The 16,522-nt window shown below is 49.8% G+C and carries 15 protein-coding genes and 4 pseudogenes; 10 read left to right on the forward strand and 9 right to left on the reverse strand.

Annotated features, from left to right (window positions below; genetic code table 11):
• The first annotated feature begins 144 nt into the window (after positions 1–144).
• Genes cpxR through trmL form a run of 3 tightly spaced genes read left to right on the forward strand, consistent with a single transcriptional unit; the run spans position 145 to position 2,728 of the window.
• Positions 145–843, forward strand: a complete 699-nt coding sequence (gene cpxR / locus F7Q90_RS14095) for an envelope stress response regulator transcription factor CpxR (RefSeq protein WP_006121283.1) — start codon at positions 145–147, stop codon at positions 841–843.
• Complete coding sequence (gene cpxA / locus F7Q90_RS14100; protein ID WP_006121282.1) at positions 840–2,219, forward strand: envelope stress sensor histidine kinase CpxA; 1,380 nt, start codon at positions 840–842, stop codon at positions 2,217–2,219. The genes cpxR and cpxA overlap by 4 nt, the downstream gene beginning before the upstream one ends.
• 35 nt (positions 2,220–2,254) lie before the next feature.
• The gene (trmL, locus tag F7Q90_RS14105; RefSeq protein WP_006121281.1) at positions 2,255–2,728 is read left to right on the forward strand and encodes a tRNA (uridine(34)/cytosine(34)/5-carboxymethylaminomethyluridine(34)-2'-O)-methyltransferase TrmL; all 474 of its coding nucleotides are present in this window, start codon (positions 2,255–2,257) and stop codon (positions 2,726–2,728) included.
• On the opposite strand, the gene cysE is transcribed toward trmL, so the two are convergent.
• From cysE to F7Q90_RS14130, 5 genes are all read right to left on the reverse strand, one after another.
• A complete protein-coding gene (gene cysE, locus F7Q90_RS14110; protein WP_006121280.1) occupies positions 2,725–3,546 on the reverse strand; it encodes a serine O-acetyltransferase in 822 nt (273 codons plus the stop codon). The genes trmL and cysE overlap by 4 nt on opposite strands.
• A gap of 66 nt (positions 3,547–3,612) precedes the next feature.
• On the reverse strand, positions 3,613–4,629 hold the full coding sequence (gene gpsA, locus F7Q90_RS14115) for an NAD(P)H-dependent glycerol-3-phosphate dehydrogenase (RefSeq protein WP_006121279.1): 1,017 nt from the start codon (positions 4,627–4,629) through the stop codon (positions 3,613–3,615).
• A complete protein-coding gene (gene secB, locus F7Q90_RS14120) occupies positions 4,629–5,093 on the reverse strand; it encodes a protein-export chaperone SecB (RefSeq protein ID WP_006121277.1) in 465 nt (154 codons plus the stop codon). The genes gpsA and secB overlap by 1 nt, the downstream gene beginning before the upstream one ends.
• A 38-nt stretch (positions 5,094–5,131) precedes the next feature.
• On the reverse strand, positions 5,132–5,386 hold the full coding sequence (gene grxC / locus F7Q90_RS14125; RefSeq protein WP_006121276.1) for a glutaredoxin 3: 255 nt from the start codon (positions 5,384–5,386) through the stop codon (positions 5,132–5,134).
• A 16-nt stretch (positions 5,387–5,402) separates the two neighbouring features.
• Positions 5,403–5,834: a rhodanese-like domain-containing protein gene (locus F7Q90_RS14130; RefSeq protein ID WP_006121275.1), complete on the reverse strand. Its 432-nt coding sequence runs from the start codon at positions 5,832–5,834 to the stop codon at positions 5,403–5,405.
• A gap of 252 nt (positions 5,835–6,086) precedes the next feature.
• Between F7Q90_RS14130 and envC the strand changes: the two genes are divergently transcribed.
• From envC to F7Q90_RS14145, 3 genes are read left to right on the forward strand one after another with little or no spacing between them, the layout of a single operon-like run.
• A complete protein-coding gene (gene envC / locus F7Q90_RS14135; protein WP_006121274.1) occupies positions 6,087–7,388 on the forward strand; it encodes a murein hydrolase activator EnvC in 1,302 nt (433 codons plus the stop codon).
• Positions 7,389–8,300, forward strand: a complete 912-nt coding sequence (locus F7Q90_RS14140) for a divergent polysaccharide deacetylase family protein (RefSeq protein WP_006121273.1) — start codon at positions 7,389–7,391, stop codon at positions 8,298–8,300. It abuts the gene before it with no gap.
• 45 nt (positions 8,301–8,345) lie between these two features.
• Positions 8,346–9,446 (forward strand): glycosyltransferase family 9 protein, encoded by a 1,101-nt coding sequence (locus tag F7Q90_RS14145; RefSeq protein WP_006121272.1) that lies wholly within the window; start codon positions 8,346–8,348, stop codon positions 9,444–9,446.
• A gap of 110 nt (positions 9,447–9,556) precedes the next feature.
• Here the strand turns inward: F7Q90_RS14145 and F7Q90_RS14150 are convergent, their stop codons facing one another.
• The 4 genes from F7Q90_RS14150 to rfaD are packed head-to-tail and all read right to left on the reverse strand — an operon-like array spanning position 9,557 to position 13,619.
• The gene (locus tag F7Q90_RS14150) at positions 9,557–10,636 is read right to left on the reverse strand and encodes a glycosyltransferase family 9 protein (protein ID WP_006121271.1); all 1,080 of its coding nucleotides are present in this window, start codon (positions 10,634–10,636) and stop codon (positions 9,557–9,559) included.
• Between the two features lie 13 nt (positions 10,637–10,649).
• Positions 10,650–11,624, reverse strand: a complete 975-nt coding sequence (rfaC, locus tag F7Q90_RS14155; protein ID WP_006121270.1) for a lipopolysaccharide heptosyltransferase RfaC — start codon at positions 11,622–11,624, stop codon at positions 10,650–10,652.
• A complete protein-coding gene (gene rfaF, locus F7Q90_RS14160) occupies positions 11,612–12,670 on the reverse strand; it encodes an ADP-heptose--LPS heptosyltransferase RfaF (RefSeq protein ID WP_006121269.1) in 1,059 nt (352 codons plus the stop codon). The genes rfaC and rfaF overlap by 13 nt, the downstream gene beginning before the upstream one ends.
• Before the next feature lie 16 nt (positions 12,671–12,686).
• The gene (gene rfaD, locus F7Q90_RS14165) at positions 12,687–13,619 is read right to left on the reverse strand and encodes an ADP-glyceromanno-heptose 6-epimerase (RefSeq protein WP_006121268.1); all 933 of its coding nucleotides are present in this window, start codon (positions 13,617–13,619) and stop codon (positions 12,687–12,689) included.
• A gap of 227 nt (positions 13,620–13,846) precedes the next feature.
• Between rfaD and F7Q90_RS14170 the strand changes: the two are divergent.
• From F7Q90_RS14170 to F7Q90_RS14185, 4 pseudogenes are all read left to right on the forward strand, one after another.
• A pseudogene (locus tag F7Q90_RS14170) lies at positions 13,847–14,369 on the forward strand (aminotransferase class I/II-fold pyridoxal phosphate-dependent enzyme); the annotation flags it as partial.
• Positions 14,370–14,552: 183 nt separating this feature from the next.
• Positions 14,553–15,229 (forward strand): annotated as a pseudogene (locus F7Q90_RS14175) (aminotransferase class I/II-fold pyridoxal phosphate-dependent enzyme); the annotation flags it as partial.
• Positions 15,230–15,238: 9 nt separating this feature from the next.
• A pseudogene (tdh, locus tag F7Q90_RS14180) lies at positions 15,239–16,239 on the forward strand (L-threonine 3-dehydrogenase).
• A gap of 109 nt (positions 16,240–16,348) precedes the next feature.
• A pseudogene (locus F7Q90_RS14185) lies at positions 16,349–16,522 on the forward strand (IS630 family transposase); the annotation flags it as partial.

Here is a 16,522-nt window from a genome sequence, read left to right on the forward strand (position 1 = left end):
TACTCCAGTTCGTTCTGTTTTGCGATTCAACGATAGCCAGTGTACGGCGATAGCTGCAAACATCCGTCAGGGGGTGTAAAAGTACGTAAAGCGATGGATTGGTATCATAGGAACACGCTATTTTGCCTGCGGAGGGCTACAAAAATGAATAAAATCCTGTTGGTAGATGATGACCGCGAATTGACTTCGCTTTTAAAAGAACTGTTAGAAATGGAAGGGTTTGAAGTGGTGGTTGCCAGCGATGGTGAGCAAGCACTGAATCTGCTCGATAACTCAATTGATTTGCTTTTACTGGATGTCATGATGCCCAAGAAAAACGGTATCGACACCCTAAAAGAATTACGCCAGCAGTATCAAACACCTGTGATTATGCTTACCGCCCGCGGAAGCGAGCTTGATCGTGTGCTGGGCCTTGAGCTGGGCGCCGATGACTATCTGCCTAAGCCCTTTAACGATCGGGAGCTGGTTGCGCGCATACGCGCTATCCTGCGCCGTTCGAACTGGAGCGAACAACAGCAGCAGCACGATAACAGCTCACCTACGCTGGAAGTGGACTGCCTGCGCCTGAACCCGGGCCGTCAGGAAGCCAGTTTCGATAACGAAACGTTGGATCTCACCGGCACAGAATTCACCCTGTTGTACCTTTTGGCTCAGCATTTAGGTCAGGTTGTCTCGCGCGAGCATCTTAGCCAGGAGGTGCTGGGTAAACGCCTGACGCCTTTTGACCGTGCCATCGATATGCACATCTCGAACCTGCGCCGTAAACTCCCTGAACGTCGCGATGGGCATCCGTGGTTCAAGACCTTACGTGGCCGCGGCTATTTGATGGTTTCGGCATCATGATAGGCAGTTTGACTACCCGCATCTTTGCTATTTTCTGGCTGACGCTGGCACTGGTATTGATGCTGGTGCTCATGGTACCCAAGCTTGATTCACGCCAGATGACGGCGCTGCTGGAAAGCGAGCAGCGCCAGGGCACGATGATCGAGCAGCACGTTGAAGCCGAGCTGTCACGCGATCCGCCTAATGATTTGATGTGGTGGCGGCGCTTATTTCGCGCTATTGAGAAGTGGGCTCCACCCGGCCAACGTTTGCTCCTGGTCACCAGTGAAGGCCGGGTCATCGGCGCACAGCATAATGAAATGCAGGTCATTCGTAACTTCATCGGTCAGTCAGATAACGCCGATCACCCACAGAAGAAGAAATATGGCCGGGTAGAGATGGTAGGTCCTTTCGCCGTCCGGGACGGAGAGGATAACTATCAGCTGTATCTGATCCGCCCCGCCAGCAGCTCTCAGCTGGATTTTATTAATCTGTTGTTTGATCGCCCTTTGCTGCTGCTCATTGTTACCATGCTGATCAGCTCACCGCTTCTGTTGTGGCTGGCATGGAGCCTGGCGCGTCCTGCACGGAAACTTAAATATGCCGCGGACGAAGTCGCCAGCGGTAATCTGCGCCAGCATCCTGAACTGGAATCAGGCCCACAGGAATTTCTGGCGGCAGGTTCCAGCTTTAACCAGATGGTCAGTGCGCTGGAACGGATGATGAACGGTCAGCAGCGCTTACTGTCTGATATCAGCCACGAATTACGCACGCCATTAACGCGATTACAGCTGGCGACTGCCCTGCTGCGCCGCCGTCATGGTGAAGGCAAAGAGCTGGAACGTATAGAGACGGAAGCACAACGCCTCGATGGCATGATTAATGACCTACTGGTGCTGTCGAGGACCCAGCATAAGAACGCGCTGGTCAGCGAGGCCATGAAGGCAAATCAGCTGTGGAACGGCGTGCTGGAAGACGCCCGATTTGAAGCGGAACAAATGGGTAAGACACTGGAGATCCCTTATCCTCCGGGGCCATGGCCTTTGTATGGTAACCCCCATGCGCTTGAAAGTGCGCTGGAGAATATCGTGCGGAATGCGTTGCGCTACTCTCATACTCATATCAGCGTCAGTTTTTCCGTTGATATTTCAGGCATTACCGTTCACGTTGACGACGATGGTCCCGGCGTGAGCCCGGAAGACCGTGAGCAGATATTCCGACCGTTTTATCGCACTGACGAGGCGCGCGACCGAGAGTCCGGCGGCACCGGCCTGGGGCTGGCCATTGTGGAAACGGCCATTCAGCAGCACCGTGGCTGGGTAAAAGCAGATGACAGCCCACTGGGTGGTCTGCGTCTGACAATCTGGCTGCCACTTTACTCCTCTGGCAGACAATAATTTGCTATGCTTCGGCCCTCGTTACCGGGGGCCTTATGCTTAACATCGTACTCTTTGAACCAGAAATTCCACCCAATACAGGTAATATTATTCGCCTGTGCGCCAATACCGGCTTCCAGCTTCACCTTATCGAACCGCTGGGTTTTGCCTGGGACGACAAGCGCCTTCGTCGCGCGGGACTGGATTACCACGAGTTCACCGCCATTAAGTTCCATGCTGATTTTCAGGCGTTCATGACGACCGAGCAACCTGCGCGGCTGTTTGCGTTGACAACGAAGGGGACGCCCGCGCACAGTGCCGTTGCCTGGCAGCAGGGTGATTATCTGCTGTTTGGTCCAGAGAGTCGGGGCTTGCCCGCAGAGGTGCTACAGACGCTGCCTGCAGAGCAAAAAATACGGATTCCCATGCGGGCGGAAAGCCGCAGTATGAATTTATCAAATGCGGTATCCGTGGTGGTATACGAAGCCTGGCGCCAACTCGACTACGCTGGCGCGTTGATTAAGTCCTAAATTCCGTCACCAAACTGAAAACCTGCGCCATTGCCGCTGAAATGCTGGTCCATATCCATGGACGGCTTTTCACTGCCGGGCTTGCCAACGATGCGCGCAGGCACGCCAGCGGCGGTGGTGTGAGGCGGAATGGGTTGCAGCACAACAGAGCCAGCACCAATCTTGGCACCGCGACCAACTTCAATATTGCCCAGAATTTTTGCACCTGCGCCAATCATGACGCCTTCGCGAATTTTCGGATGACGGTCGCCGCTGGTTTTACCGGTCCCGCCGAGCGTCACCGACTGCAGGATGGACACATCGTTTTCCACGACGGCCGTTTCACCGATCACAATACCCGTAGCGTGATCCAGCATGATCCCGTGTCCAATTTTTGCGGCCGGATGAATGTCCACAGCAAAGGAAACGGACACTTCATTTTGCAGGTAAACGGCTAAGGCGCGTCGGCCTTCATTCCAAAGCCAGTGCCCGATACGATGGGCCTGGAGCGCATGAAAACCTTTCAGATACAGCAGCGGCGTCGAATATTTATCAACCGCAGGATCGCGCTGGCGTACGGCCTGAATATCGCAGGCAGCGGAAGCAATCATTGAGGGATCTTTTCGGTAGGCCTCTTCGACAACTTCACGAATCGCGATAGCAGGCATGATTGGATTCGCCAGCTTATTGGCCAGCATATAGCTCAGGGCGCTGCCCAGATTCTCATGCTTAAGCAATGTCGCATGATAAAAGCTGGCCAGCATTGGCTCGCAGTCTGCCAGCGCGCGTGCTTCTGCCTTAATGTTGTTCCAGACCAGTTCTAACTCATCAGACGACATGCTGTTTTCTCCCGATAAAAAAGCGCCTTGACCGGCGCTACAAGTGATGACGCTTGGCTTCCTGCTTTAGTTTGTGCTGTTTTCGTCCTTCCGTGAACGCCCCAGCAGGCTTAATGCTGCATCTCGTGCCGGTTTTCCGCAATAGAGCACCTGATAAATCTGTTCGGTGATAGGCATTTCAACCCCTGTGCGTGCCGCCAGCGCTTTGACTTCTTTGGTATTTCTGTAGCCTTCTACAACTTGTCCGATAATGCGTTGTGCGCTATCGACATCTTCACCCTGCCCGAGCATCATGCCAAAACGACGATTGCGCGATTGGTTATCAGTACAGGTCAGCACCAGATCGCCCAAACCGGCCATGCCCATAAATGTTGTGGCATCTGCGCCTAATGCCGCACCCAGACGACTCATCTCGGCCAGCCCGCGCGTAATTAACGCCGTGCGTGCATTCGCACCAAAGCCGATGCCATCAGACATGCCAGCACCGATAGCAATGACGTTTTTCACCGCGCCGCCCAGTTGAACCCCAATAAAATCGGGATTGTTATAGACGCGAAAGCTTTTGCCGCAGTGCAGTCGCTGTTGTAAATCGTCTGCGAACTGCGCGTCAGTAGCCGCCAGCGCAATCGCTGTCGGTAAACCCGCTGCCAGTTCTTTTGCAAAAGTGGGGCCGGAGATGACGGCCAGTGGAATCGTTTCGCCCAAAATGTCGCGGGCAACATCCTGCAGCAGACGACCCGTTTCCTTCTCCAGTCCTTTCGTTGCCCAGACGATGCGTGAGTCATCACGTAAACCGGGCTTTATCTGCGTCAGCACATCGCCGAAAACATGGCTCGGTACAACAACCAACAAATCGCGGCTGGCGGCTATAACGGTATTCAGGTCAGGTTCAACAGTCAGATTATCGGGAAACGTTACATCTGGCAGGAAAGCACGGTTGCAGCGGTCGGACTGAAGTTGTGCCATATGGGCAGGATTGTGCCCCCACAGCAGCACCGGGTGGCCATTGCGGGCCAGCGTAATCGCCAAAGCGGTGCCGTATGAACCGGCACCGATGACGCTAATCGAAGCGTGAGTGGTCATCAGGCATCCTGATGTTGCGCTTCTTCGCCTTGCTGCTGCTGCAGATAATTCATAAACAGCGCATCAAAGTTCACTGGCGCAAGGTTAAGCTGCGGGAAGGTACCACGTGAAACCAGGCTGGTGATGCATTCGCGGGCATAAGGGAACAGGATATTTGGGCAGTAAGCGCCAAGGCAATGCGCCATCTGGGTACCTTCAATGCCACCGATGGTGAAAATACCTGCCTGCTGAACTTCACACAGGAAAGCGGTATCTTCGCCAACGGTTGCCGTAACGGTCACACGCAGCACCACTTCATACACTTCATCAGCCAGCTGCGAAGAGGCAGTATCCAGATCCAGCTTAACGTCTGGCTCCCACTCTTTCTGAAACACCTGCGGCGCATTGGGCGCTTCAAAAGAAATATCCTTCGTGTAAACGCGCTGAATCTGGAATTGCATTTCGTTAGTGTTATGTTCTGACATGTGACTAAGTCCTGTAAGTTAAAATGTCTGGCGTAAAACTACGCCTGAAGTAACGGATCTAAACCCTGACGATCGTTAAGTGCCATCAAATCGTCGCAGCCACCAATATGCTGGCCATCAATAAAGATCTGAGGCACTGTCGTGCGGCCGCTGCGCTTAATCATCTCTTCACGTTTTGCCATGTCCCCATCAATGAGGATCTCCTGGAACGCCGCGCCTTTCTCATTCAGCAGCGCTTTTGCGCGATGACAATACGGACAGGTTGGTTTGATATAAATCTCAACGTTTGCCATAGGGACCTCAGGATGGTTATTTACCGCGAACTAACGGCAGATTTTCGCCGCTCCAACCGCTAATACCGTCTTTGAGCACGCTCACCTGATTGAAACCTGCCGCGCTCAGATGTGCAGCAGGATCGGCCGCGCTCTGCCCGGTAGCGCATACCACAATTATGGGCTGTGTTTTATGCTTTTCCAGCTCGCCAAAACTGCCTTTCTTGATATCAGCTGCAGCGACGTTGACCGCGCCCGAAATATGCCCCTTGCGGTAATCGTCGCGCGAACGCACGTCTACCACCACCGCATCCTCTTTGTTAATAAGTCGGGTTGCTTCGCCTCGACTGATCGTTTTTACTTTAGAGAACATCCCTTTAACGGTGGTCACAATCACCAGTATAAGTAAAACGACCCATGCCAGACTCAGGATGGGGTGATTGCTTGCAAACTGCATAATTTCTTGCATGAGGGGTAACGACTCCAGACCGGGCTAATAAGCTAAAACAAGGCTTCTGAGTATACCTGCGCCACTTCGCATGTACAGACGCTAAGCGGGCAGAGTGATAATTTGTGCGTCATTTTCCAAAAAAATTCACCGAATGGCAAAAATGTCGTGACGCTTATGCCTTGTACTGTTGAAAATGGTCACATTTAGGGAAGCAAAAGCCGGTCGGCAATGCTGGTAAGCAACTGTTCATCGTGGAATAATCATCGACCTATGAAGGGAAAGACACCTGCTCTGCCAAAATGGACCCGTCACAACGGCGTTACCGTGCCGCTGTTTACACGCTTGTCCGTTCTGTCTTTTAGCCTGCTTTATGCGGGCCTGTTGTCATTGCCCTTACCCGGGCTGGCCGCTGATGATAACAAAGCGCAACTGAAATCCATTCAGCAGGAAATTGCTGAAAAAGAAAAAAGCGTTAAGGCGCAAAAAGCCCAGCGCAGCCAGTTGCTTAATCAGCTGCAAAGTCAGGAAAAAATCATTGCGCAGGCCAGCCGGCAGTTGCGTGAAACGCGCAATAGTCTGTCCGCCTTAAACAATGACATCGCGCAGGTCACCGCCTCCGTTGCCCACCTTGAGAAACAACAGGCTCAGCAGGAAAAACTGCTGGCAGAGCAACTGGATGCCGCTTTTCGTCAGGGCCAGCACAAGGGCCTGCAACTGCTGTTAGGTGGCGAAGAAAGTCAGCGCAGCGAGCGCATCCTGGCCTACTTTGGTTACCTGAACACGGCACGTCAGGAAAATATCACCGCCCTGCAAACTACCCGCAAGGAACTGGCTCAACAGCGCGCATCGCTGGAACAAAAACAGCAGCAGCAAAAATCGTTGTTAACTCAGCAGCAAGCACAGCAGGACAAACTTCAGCAAGCCAGTGCCGCCCGCAAAAAAACGCTAACCTCTCTGGAAAGTGCGCTGCAGAAAGATCAGGCTGATTTGGTCGAGATGCGGCAGAACGAAAGCCGCCTGCAAGACAAAATTGCCCGTGCCGAGCGAGAAGCGCGTGAACGCGCCGCACGGGAAGCGCGTGAGGCTGAAAAAGTCCGCCAGCGTCAGGTGCAGGCAAAAGCGAAAGGCTCCAGCTATCAGCCAACCCAGAGTGAACGCGAACTGATGGCGCGCACAGGCGGGCTTGGGCGGCCAAATGGTCAGGACATCTGGCCAGTAAGAGGACGGATTGAGCATCGCTTCGGTGAGGAGCTTCAGGGCGAATTACGCTGGAAAGGGCTGGTCATTAACGCGCCTGAGGGCACAGAAGTTAAAGCCATTGCCGATGGTCGCGTGTTAATGGCTGACTGGTTACAGGGTTATGGCCTCGTCGTCGTGATTGAACATGGCAAAGGGGATATGAGCCTCTATGGTTACAACCAAAGCGCACTGGTCAGCGTCGGCGCTCAGGTAAAAGCAGGTCAGCCTATTGCCCTGGTCGGCACCAGCGGTGGCCGTGGTACACCTTCGCTCTACTTTGAAATCCGGCGTCAGGGTAAAGCGGTTAATCCACTTCCGTGGTTAGGAAAATAAGTGTTACGTCAGCGAAAGACCCTGGTTGCGCTGCTGAGTGGATTGCTGCTCAGTTTCGCAGCCCAGGCCGGTAAACTCGCCATTGTTATTGATGATGTCGGCTACCGGCCTACAGAAGAGAATAAAGTGTTGCAGATGCCGCAGGCGATATCGGTTGCCGTCCTCCCCGATGCGCCCTATGCACGTCAAATGGCAATCAAAGCGCATCAGGGCGGACACGAAGTCCTGATCCATCTGCCCATGGCCCCTCTCAGTAAGCAACCCCTTGAAAAAAACACGTTAACGCCCGAGATGAGCAGCGCCGAGATTGATCGCATCATCCGGAGTGCAGTAAATAACGTGCCTTATGCGGTGGGGCTGAATAACCATATGGGCAGCAAAATGACGTCCAGTCTGCCGGGTATGCAAAAAGTCATGCAGGCCCTTAACCAGTACAATCTGTACTTCCTTGACAGCATGACGATTGGCAACAGCCAGTCTGTACCCGCCGCCCAGGGCACGCATGTCAGAGTGCTAAAGCGCAGGGTCTTTCTGGACGACAGCCAGGACATCAACGCCATCCGTCAGCAATTTAGTCGGGCAGTGAAACTGGCCGAGCGGGATGGCTATGCGATTGCGATTGGTCACCCGCACCCGAACACTGTGCGCGTGTTGCAACAAATGCTGCCCACTTTGCCTGCGGATATTACGCTGGTGACACCGGGTCAGTTATTAAATGAGCCGCTGCGTAACGGCAGTGCTACGCTGGCAAAAACCCTGCCGCGCAATAAACCAGCGCAAGGCTTCCAGCCGCCAGGCGAATGTAAAGTAAAGCAACCACTGTCACCTGTGCCTGCTACACGCGCACTCCAAGTATTGAATGAGAGTATTGTAAAAAGCCGGCTTTATAAAAGGCTTGATCAGTTATTTTAAAATAGGGTAAAAGCATATAAAACTTTTAATAAACGGGGAGAATTCATGAGCAAACGCTGGAAAATTAATGGGATAAATATATTTATTAAGCTTTTTCTTTTCTTGACGCAGAAAAAACTCGAAACCTCGTTCATCAAAGAGAATTTTAAGCCTGGCCATATCGTTATATATTCCACAACTGCTTTAGGTGATTTTTTATTCAACACCCCAGCTATTAAATCAGTCAGACGTCGTTTTCCAGATGCAAAAATCACTTTAATTGCCCATAGAAAATTTTCAGAAATATTACAGTATGGTGAGGACTGGAATGATATTGTCTACTGGAACAACAAAATTGCGACTATTCCACGTATTTTACGGCAACTAAAGAAAAAACCTAATATTGATTTATCACTTATTCTTCACTCGCATGAACCCTATGATTACTTATGTGCCATATTGTCAGGATCACGTTTAGTTATCAGAGATAATTATAATGATAATGTTCCCCAACGTGACAAATGGCTTGCTGACTATATGATTGCTTTCAAAGGCCATATCATTGAAAGAAAGTTGAAACTCGTCGAAGGATTAGGGTGCGATATAACTGACATCGAAATGAAATTCCCTTACAAAGTTAAGGAAAAAATCACTACAGATAATCCCATCATTGGATTTCAGCTTGGAGCTTCAAAACCTGATCGCTGTTGGCCTCCAGAATATTTTTCTGAGACAGCTCAAAAAATTTTGGAACATCATTCCGATGCAGTTATCATCCTAACAGGTGGGCCTGATGATAAAGATAAGGCTTCTGATTTTTATTCATTTTTACCTGAAAGTTACCACAATAATATTATTAACAAGGTAGCATCAACCAACCTTATTGAATTAGCATCCATCATTAACGAAATGGATATACTACTGACAGGCGACACTGGCCCTTTACATGTTGCCATTTCTGTCAAAACACCGACTTTGGGACTTTTTGTAACCGCAAATCCTTATTCAACAGGCGCATATCAAGATCTGGATCTTCATGACTTCATTTATATTCCTCAAAGAAAATCCAGCCTCAGCAATAGATATATTATGGGGCAAATCACTCCTGAAATGGTAGTGGACAGAATAGAGAAAAAAATAATGAAAAAATCTGAAAAATCACAATAAACAAAGGCTCATACGATTGCAATGTGCCAGACCACACTGGCACATTTAGTATTTAAGGTTTCTTTTAGTACTGAAAAAAAATTAATACGTAATCGCATAAACATGATCATTCATAGTTTCTCCATAACGGCTTTAATAATTTGATTAACACTTATAGATGAAATTGAGTGATATTTATCATGCGTGAAAATTTGCGTTGCTTCAGGATATCCGGGGCCCCATAAAATACTATTAATATAATCTCCATGCATATCATGGCCATATAAACTCACCAGAGGTTTGTGCCAGGCCGCAGCAATATGCACAATCGAGGTGTCAGGGGTAATGATGAGATCTGCCAAATAAATAAATTTACATGAACTTGATAAACTAGTAAAAGGGCTTATTATAGCATGATCATTTTTTATTTTTTTGATGACAGATGGGTCACCGATTATTATAATAGCACAATTTGGAATATTCCTTTTTAACTCTTCTATCAATTGATTAAGTTGCGGTAAGGACATATCCCTACGGGAATCCGCTGTAAAAGGATTAATTACAATCATTTTATCATAAGATAAATTTTCTATGAAATTTTCCACGTCATTAATGACAGCATCGGATAAATGTAAATCATATGCTGTACTATAATTTTCAAGGCCCATATCTTCCATAAGAAACTTGTAACGCTCAGTTATATGTTTATCGAAACCTGTAAATGTAATAGAGTGGTTATAGATATTAAAAGCAGCCTTGTTAAAACCGATAACGTTTTTAGCATTTATTGCTCTTAAAAACTTTAGACTAAAAGGTGATAACTTATCTCCCATATCAATCAAAAGATCATAGTTTCTTAGCCTTAATTTTTTAGCAACCTTCATCTTTTCACACTTTGATTCACCTGAGATATGAAGATTCTTAATATATGGATTGTACTCTAAAACAGACGCATTTTTTTTCCCAGCCAATACATCTACTTGATAACCAGAATGATAAAAATCTCTATAAAGACAAGTTGACACCACCATATCGCCGATTTTATCGTCATCACGTAAAAAGAGCACTGTTTTACATTCTGAAAGATCAAAAGGCCTTGGCTTATTATAATCAAAGAAAATTCGTGCTATATAAAGCCTCAACTTTTTTATGAAAAAATTACGCTTTCGATTTAAGGCGCGCACTTTAGCAAAACGTTTTTTCTTATTCATCCATTACTTTCCATTAGAAACCATTACCCAAAACTTCGATAATTTCTTTCCACACTTGTGAGCCATGAATAGTCTTGAGCTCATTATTTGACGCTTTAATAATATATTGGTTTTTTCCGTAACCACCAATTAATCCCGGATCTGTTGGGCCATACAAGGTGATATTTGGCCTGTCCAGAGCGGCCGTAAGATGGCTCAAACCTGTATCTACTGAGACAACAGCTTTCGCACCTGCCAGCTGCTGAGCAACCGCTTCAAGAGTGAGCCTGGGCAATATCTCTACATGCTCAAAACCCTCAGCCAGCCGGATCGCACGCTGATGCTCATGCTCAGCGCCCCAGGGCAGTTTTACGCGCAAACCTGTCGGCTGGAGCCGTTCAATTAACTCGCGCCAGTGGGATTCTGGCCAGTGCTTGTTATCACGGGTCGTGGCATGCAGGAAGACCAGATAAGCGTTTTCACCCTGTAATGCCACATTGCGGAAATGGCCAGCAATAGCATAGTCTCCCTGCGTTTGCGGCTTCTCATAACCCAGGCTTTTCGCGAACAGTTCCCGGGTCCTCTCTACTGCGTGTTGCTGCTTACTGACCTCGTGCTTTTTGTCGTACCACCAACTGGCAAAGGGTTCACGCGCACTGCGGCTGTCCAGACCGTGCTTGACACCTTTAGCCAGACGCGTCACGAGTGCGGCACTCTTAATCAGCCCCTGAGTATCAATCACCACATCATAGTGGCGAGACTGTAAATCGCGTTTAAATCGAACACGTTCTTCACGCTGCTCGCTGCCGAACCAGTGCTTACGCCAGCGACGGATTGCAACGGGCAAAACCTTATCAACGGCGGGATGCCATGCAGGAATCTGGGCAAAATTTTCTTCTACCACCCAATCAAAACGAATACCGGGAAGGGCATGCATAGCATCAGTCAGGGCAGGTAACGTATGGAGCACATCCCCCATTGACGAGGTTTTAACAATCAGGACGTGCATGAACTCTCCTGGGCTTCACGCAACAAACTGCGTAATGTTTCATGGACTTGTGAAGGCTGGATGTCAATCAGGCTTTGATGGTAGCCCTGCTCAGCATCCCCTTTACGGACGCGATGGTAACCGCTGATTAAACGGATGATACGCGCCTGATCCGACAGCGGCGGGGTGAAGTCCGGGCTACTGGGACCATATAAAGCCACCAGTGGGCGGTTCAACGCGGCGGCAATGTGCATGAGACCAGAGTCATTGCTCACTACCGCCCGGCACTGGGCCAGCAGGATGACAGCCTGTTCCAGCTGGGTTTGACCTGCCAGATTGCGGCAATGCTCACGATTTGTCTCGGGCAGCGACGCGATGATTTCTTCTCCAGTGGGGCCATCTTTTACTGAACCGAACAGCAGGATCTGAAACCCTTCGCGAATTAACTGTTCTGCCAGTGCGGCGTAGTGAAAATGCGGCCAGCGTTTTGCCGGACCAAATTCGGCCCCGGGGCAAAAGCCAATAGCCGGGCGCTCAGAGGAAAGTTGAAACTGCGCAGCCATTACGCTTTTTTCCGCTTCGCTGACCTGTAACTGCGGTTTCAGCAAGGGTTGTGGCAGTTGACGGGCTGAACGGAAAGGCGTGTCATAGGCCAGCGCAACATAACGCTCTACCATTAAAGGAAACGCGGCCTTATCCAGTACCCGCACATCATTCAACAGACCATAGCGCATTTCTCCGCGCCAGCCGACGCGGCGAGGAATACCCGCAAAAAAGGGCACCAATGCCGATTTGAATGAGTTGGGCAACACGTAGGCGCGATCATAACCCTGATCGCGCAGTGATTTACCCAAACGGCGGCGCTCGCCTATCGCCAGCGCACCATGGCCGAGTGGCATGGCCAGCGCCTGATTCACTTCAGGCATTCGGGAAAGTAAAGGACGGCACCATTCAGGCGCCATCACATCAATCACCGCATCAGGATGTTCGGCCTTGAGCGTACGATAGAGACTTTGCGACATCATCATATCGCCGACCCACGACGGGCCGATCACCAGAATTTTCATTACCGGTATCCGTTCCTTAGACGTTGCGGTTTAACCAGGCCATATATTCAGACACGCCCTGTGCCACTGTTTTAAAAGGCTTGTCGTAGCCTGCCTCACGCAGTTTCGTCAGATCAGCCTGGGTATAAGCCTGATAACGGCCTTTCAGTTTTTCCGGGAAAGGAATGTATTCAATTTCACCTTTCTGATGGAAATTAAGCACGGCGTCCGCAACTTCCTGGAACGATTCGGCGCGGCCTGTGCCGCAGTTATAAATCCCGGAAATGCCGTTCTCCCAGCACCACAGATTGACTGACACAACATCATCAACATGAATAAAATCGCGTTTAAAGCTGTAGCTGCCCTCGAACAGTTTTGGATTTTCGTCATTACTGATCTGCGTATTCAGATGGAAGGCAACGCTCGCCATACTGCCTTTGTGGCCTTCGCGCGGTCCGTAAACGTTGAAGTAACGGAAACCACAGACTGGTGACGTTGCTTCTGGCAGAATCTGGCGTACATAGTGGTCAAACAGCATTTTTGAGTAGCCGTAAACGTTTAGCGGCTGCTCGTACTGACGCTCTTCGATGAAATTCTCATTGCGTCCACCATAGGTGGCTGCCGAAGAGGCATACAGGAAGGGGATTTCACGCTCAAGGCAAAAGTGCAGCAGGTCTTTTGAGTACTGATAGTTATTATCCATCATGTACTTACCATCCCACTCCGTTGTGGCTGAGCAGGCACCTTCATGGAACACCGCTTCAATCGGACCCAGATCTTCACCCGACATGATGTAGGTTAAGAACTCTTCTTTATCCATGTAATCTGTGATGTCCAGATCGGCAAGATTCACGAACTTGGTGCCATCTTTCAGATTATCTACGACCAGAATATCTGTATGGCCACGATCGTTCAGCGTCTTAACGATATTGCTGCCGATCATACCTGCGCCACCGGTTACGATAATCATATTGCTACCTTTAACGTTTTGTGGTGAAACGGGACGTCTCACGCGTAATGTCACCATCATAACATTTCATCCCGCCACAGACAGCCAGATGACTCCGTAAGGTCAGGGCCCAAAATGCCTGTGACGTGAACTGTGCTACATAATTCACATTATTTTGGTCGATTAGGCGTTAAAAGGCGATATGTTCAGTCGTATTTGCCCCTTCCTACTTTTTCAGGAGTGTAATAATGTCAGCGCATTTTTATCAGCATATTCGTCAGCAACTGGCTATCGCCCAGCAAGAAGGGTTGTTCAAAAAAGAACGTACATATTATCACTTCCGCGCAGCAGGCTGAAATCGACGTTGGGCATCATCACGCTGTCATTAATTTCTGTGCAAATAATTACCTTGGGCTGGCTAACCATCCTGCTTTAATTCAGGCCGCGAAAGAGGGAGTGGATTCGCACGGTTTTGGGATGGCATCGGTGCGCTTTATCTGTGGCACGCAGGATAAGCACAAACAACTGGAAAGAAAACTGGCTGATTTTCTGGGTATGGAAGACGCCATACTTTACTCCTCCTGCTTCGATGCGAATGGCGGATTATTTGAAACACTGCTGGGGGCTGAGGATGCCATCATTTCTGACGCACTTAATCACGCGTCGATTATTGATGGTGTGCGTCTGTGTAAAGCACAACGCTACCGTTACGCCAATAATGACATGACCGAGTTACGTGCCCGCCTGCAGGAAGCCAAAGATAACGGCGCAAAGAGGCTTTGTTGAATAATAGGTAATCATTCTGTTTTGTCTGCACTGTTTTGGTAGAAAACGCTGATGCCAGACAGAACACCGTCATACGCAAGCATGTAATGCATTGATTTTATGTTATCTGAAACAACCGTTTTCATAGTACCACAGCATAAAATCCATTTATTCAACAAAGCCGCGCAAAGACCATTATGATTGCAACCGATGGCGTCTTCTCTATGGATGGCGTAATTGCCAATCTGAAAGGCATTTGCGATTTGGCAGACGAATACTCTGCCCTGGTCATGGTCGATGATTCCCATGCGGTGGGTTTTGTGGGAAAGGCAGGGCGGGGAACGCATGAGTATTGTGATGTCATGGGGCGGGTAGACATCATCACCGGCACCCTGGGTAAGGCGCTGGGGGGGGCTTCCGGTGGCTATACGGCAGCCAAAGCCGAGGTTATAGAATGGCTACGTCAGCGTTCAAGACCTTATCTGTTCTCTAATTCACTGGCACCCGCAATCGTGGCTGCCTCATTGCGCGTTCTGGATCTGTTAAGCGAAGGCGACGGACTGCGTCAGCGCCTCTGGGAAAACGCACGCCTGTTCCGCGAAAAAATGACGGCAGCGGGCTTTACGCTGGCGGGGGCCGATCACGCCATCATTCCGGTCATGCTGGGCGAAGCCAGCGTAGCGCAGGCGTTTGCACATCTGCTTCAGCAGGAGGGGATTTATGTGACCGGATTTTTCTATCCGGTAGTGCCAAAAGGTCAGGCACGTATTCGCACACAAATTTCAGCCGCGCACAGCCAGCAGCAGCTCGATACCGCTGTGGCCGCTTTCACGCGGATTGGTAAGCAACTTGGCGTGATCGCCTGAGGACAGACCATGAAAGCACTTGCGAAACTGAAAAAAGAGCAGGGTATCTGGATGGTTAACGATGCGCCCATTCCGGAGCCTGGCCACAACGATTTGCTGATCAAAATCCGCAAAACCGCGATCTGCGGCACCGATGTACATATTTACAACTGGGACGACTGGTCCCGTAAAACGATCCCCGTGCCCATGATTGTTGGCCATGAATATGTAGGCGAAGTGGTGGCTGTGGGGCAGGAAGTGAAAGGGTTTCAGATTGGCGATCGCGTTTCGGGTGAAGGTCACATTACCTGCGGACACATTTATGCCGCAATACGCAAGGTGTAGGTGTCAACCGGCAGGGATGCTTTGCTGAATATCTGGTGATCCCTGCCTTTAATGCCTTCAAAATTCCCGACAATATTTCAGACGAACTGGCGTCGATTTTTGACCCGTTTGGCAACGCAGTTCATACCGCTTTGTCCTTCGATCTGGTGGGAGAAGACGTTCTGATCTCTGGGGCAGGGCCGATTGGAATCATGGCGGCGGCGGTATGTCGTCATGTGGGTGCACGAAATGTCGTCATCACAGACATTAATGATTATCGCCTTGAACTGGCCCGTAAAATGGGCGTGACCTGTGCGGTCAACGTGGCGAAACAGGACTTGCGTGAGGTCATGCATACGCTCGATATGCGAGAGGGCTTTGACGTGGGCTTAGAAATGTCGGGCGCACCGCCTGCTTTTCGGACCCTGCTTGACGTCATGAATCACGGCGGCCGTATCGCCTTACTGGGCATTCCGCCCGGTGAAATGGCCATCGACTGGAATCAGGTGATTTTTAAAGGGCTGTTTATTAAGGGCATTTACGGGCGGGAGATGTTTGAAACCTGGTACAAGATGGCCGCACTGATACAGTCAGGTCTGGATCTCACCCCGATCATTACACATCGCTACGATATAGATGACTTTCAGCGAGGTTTTGATGATATGCGGTCGGGGCAATCAGGAAAGGTGATTTTGAGCTGGGACTGAACCTGACTAAATAACTGCTCGGAATAGTAGATCACTTAGAGGGAACTCAGTCCGGTTTATGCGATCTGATCAATCGCTGAATATCCCAAATCACCAGCCGGACTGAGCAATGTCGATCATAGCACCAATACCCAGAACCGAACGACGCCTGATGCAGAAAACTATCCATAAAACAAAGGACAAAAACCACGCCCGGCGGCTCACCGCCATGCTGATGCTGCATCGTGGTGACACCGTCAGTCATGTTGCCAGAACACTCTGCTGTGCCCGCTCATCGATTGGT

The organism is Pantoea stewartii subsp. stewartii (assembly GCF_008801695.1).
Taxonomy (GTDB): domain Bacteria; phylum Pseudomonadota; class Gammaproteobacteria; order Enterobacterales; family Enterobacteriaceae; genus Pantoea; species Pantoea stewartii.

Bases quoted from the DNA above. Each gene is read 5' to 3' on its own strand.
- cpxA (WP_006121282.1), top strand. From the start codon at position 840: ATGATAGGCAGTTTGACTACCCGCATCTTTGCTATTTTCTGGCTGACG.
- trmL (WP_006121281.1), top strand. From the start codon at position 2,255: ATGCTTAACATCGTACTCTTTGAACCAGAAATTCCACCCAATACAGGT.
- gpsA (WP_006121279.1), bottom strand. From the start codon at position 4,629: ATGACCACTCACGCTTCGATTAGCGTCATCGGTGCCGGTTCATACGGC.
- F7Q90_RS14130 (WP_006121275.1), bottom strand. From the start codon at position 5,834: ATGCAAGAAATTATGCAGTTTGCAAGCAATCACCCCATCCTGAGTCTG.
- secB (WP_006121277.1), bottom strand. From the start codon at position 5,093: ATGTCAGAACATAACACTAACGAAATGCAATTCCAGATTCAGCGCGTT.
- F7Q90_RS14145 (WP_006121272.1), top strand. From the start codon at position 8,346: ATGAGCAAACGCTGGAAAATTAATGGGATAAATATATTTATTAAGCTT.
- cpxR (WP_006121283.1), top strand. From the start codon at position 145: ATGAATAAAATCCTGTTGGTAGATGATGACCGCGAATTGACTTCGCTT.
- F7Q90_RS14150 (WP_006121271.1), bottom strand. From the start codon at position 10,636: ATGAATAAGAAAAAACGTTTTGCTAAAGTGCGCGCCTTAAATCGAAAG.
- cysE (WP_006121280.1), bottom strand. From the start codon at position 3,546: ATGTCGTCTGATGAGTTAGAACTGGTCTGGAACAACATTAAGGCAGAA.
- rfaD (WP_006121268.1), bottom strand. From the start codon at position 13,619: ATGATTATCGTAACCGGTGGCGCAGGTATGATCGGCAGCAATATCGTT.
- rfaF (WP_006121269.1), bottom strand. From the start codon at position 12,670: ATGAAAATTCTGGTGATCGGCCCGTCGTGGGTCGGCGATATGATGATG.
- grxC (WP_006121276.1), bottom strand. From the start codon at position 5,386: ATGGCAAACGTTGAGATTTATATCAAACCAACCTGTCCGTATTGTCAT.
- rfaC (WP_006121270.1), bottom strand. From the start codon at position 11,624: ATGCACGTCCTGATTGTTAAAACCTCGTCAATGGGGGATGTGCTCCAT.
- envC (WP_006121274.1), top strand. From the start codon at position 6,087: ATGAAGGGAAAGACACCTGCTCTGCCAAAATGGACCCGTCACAACGGC.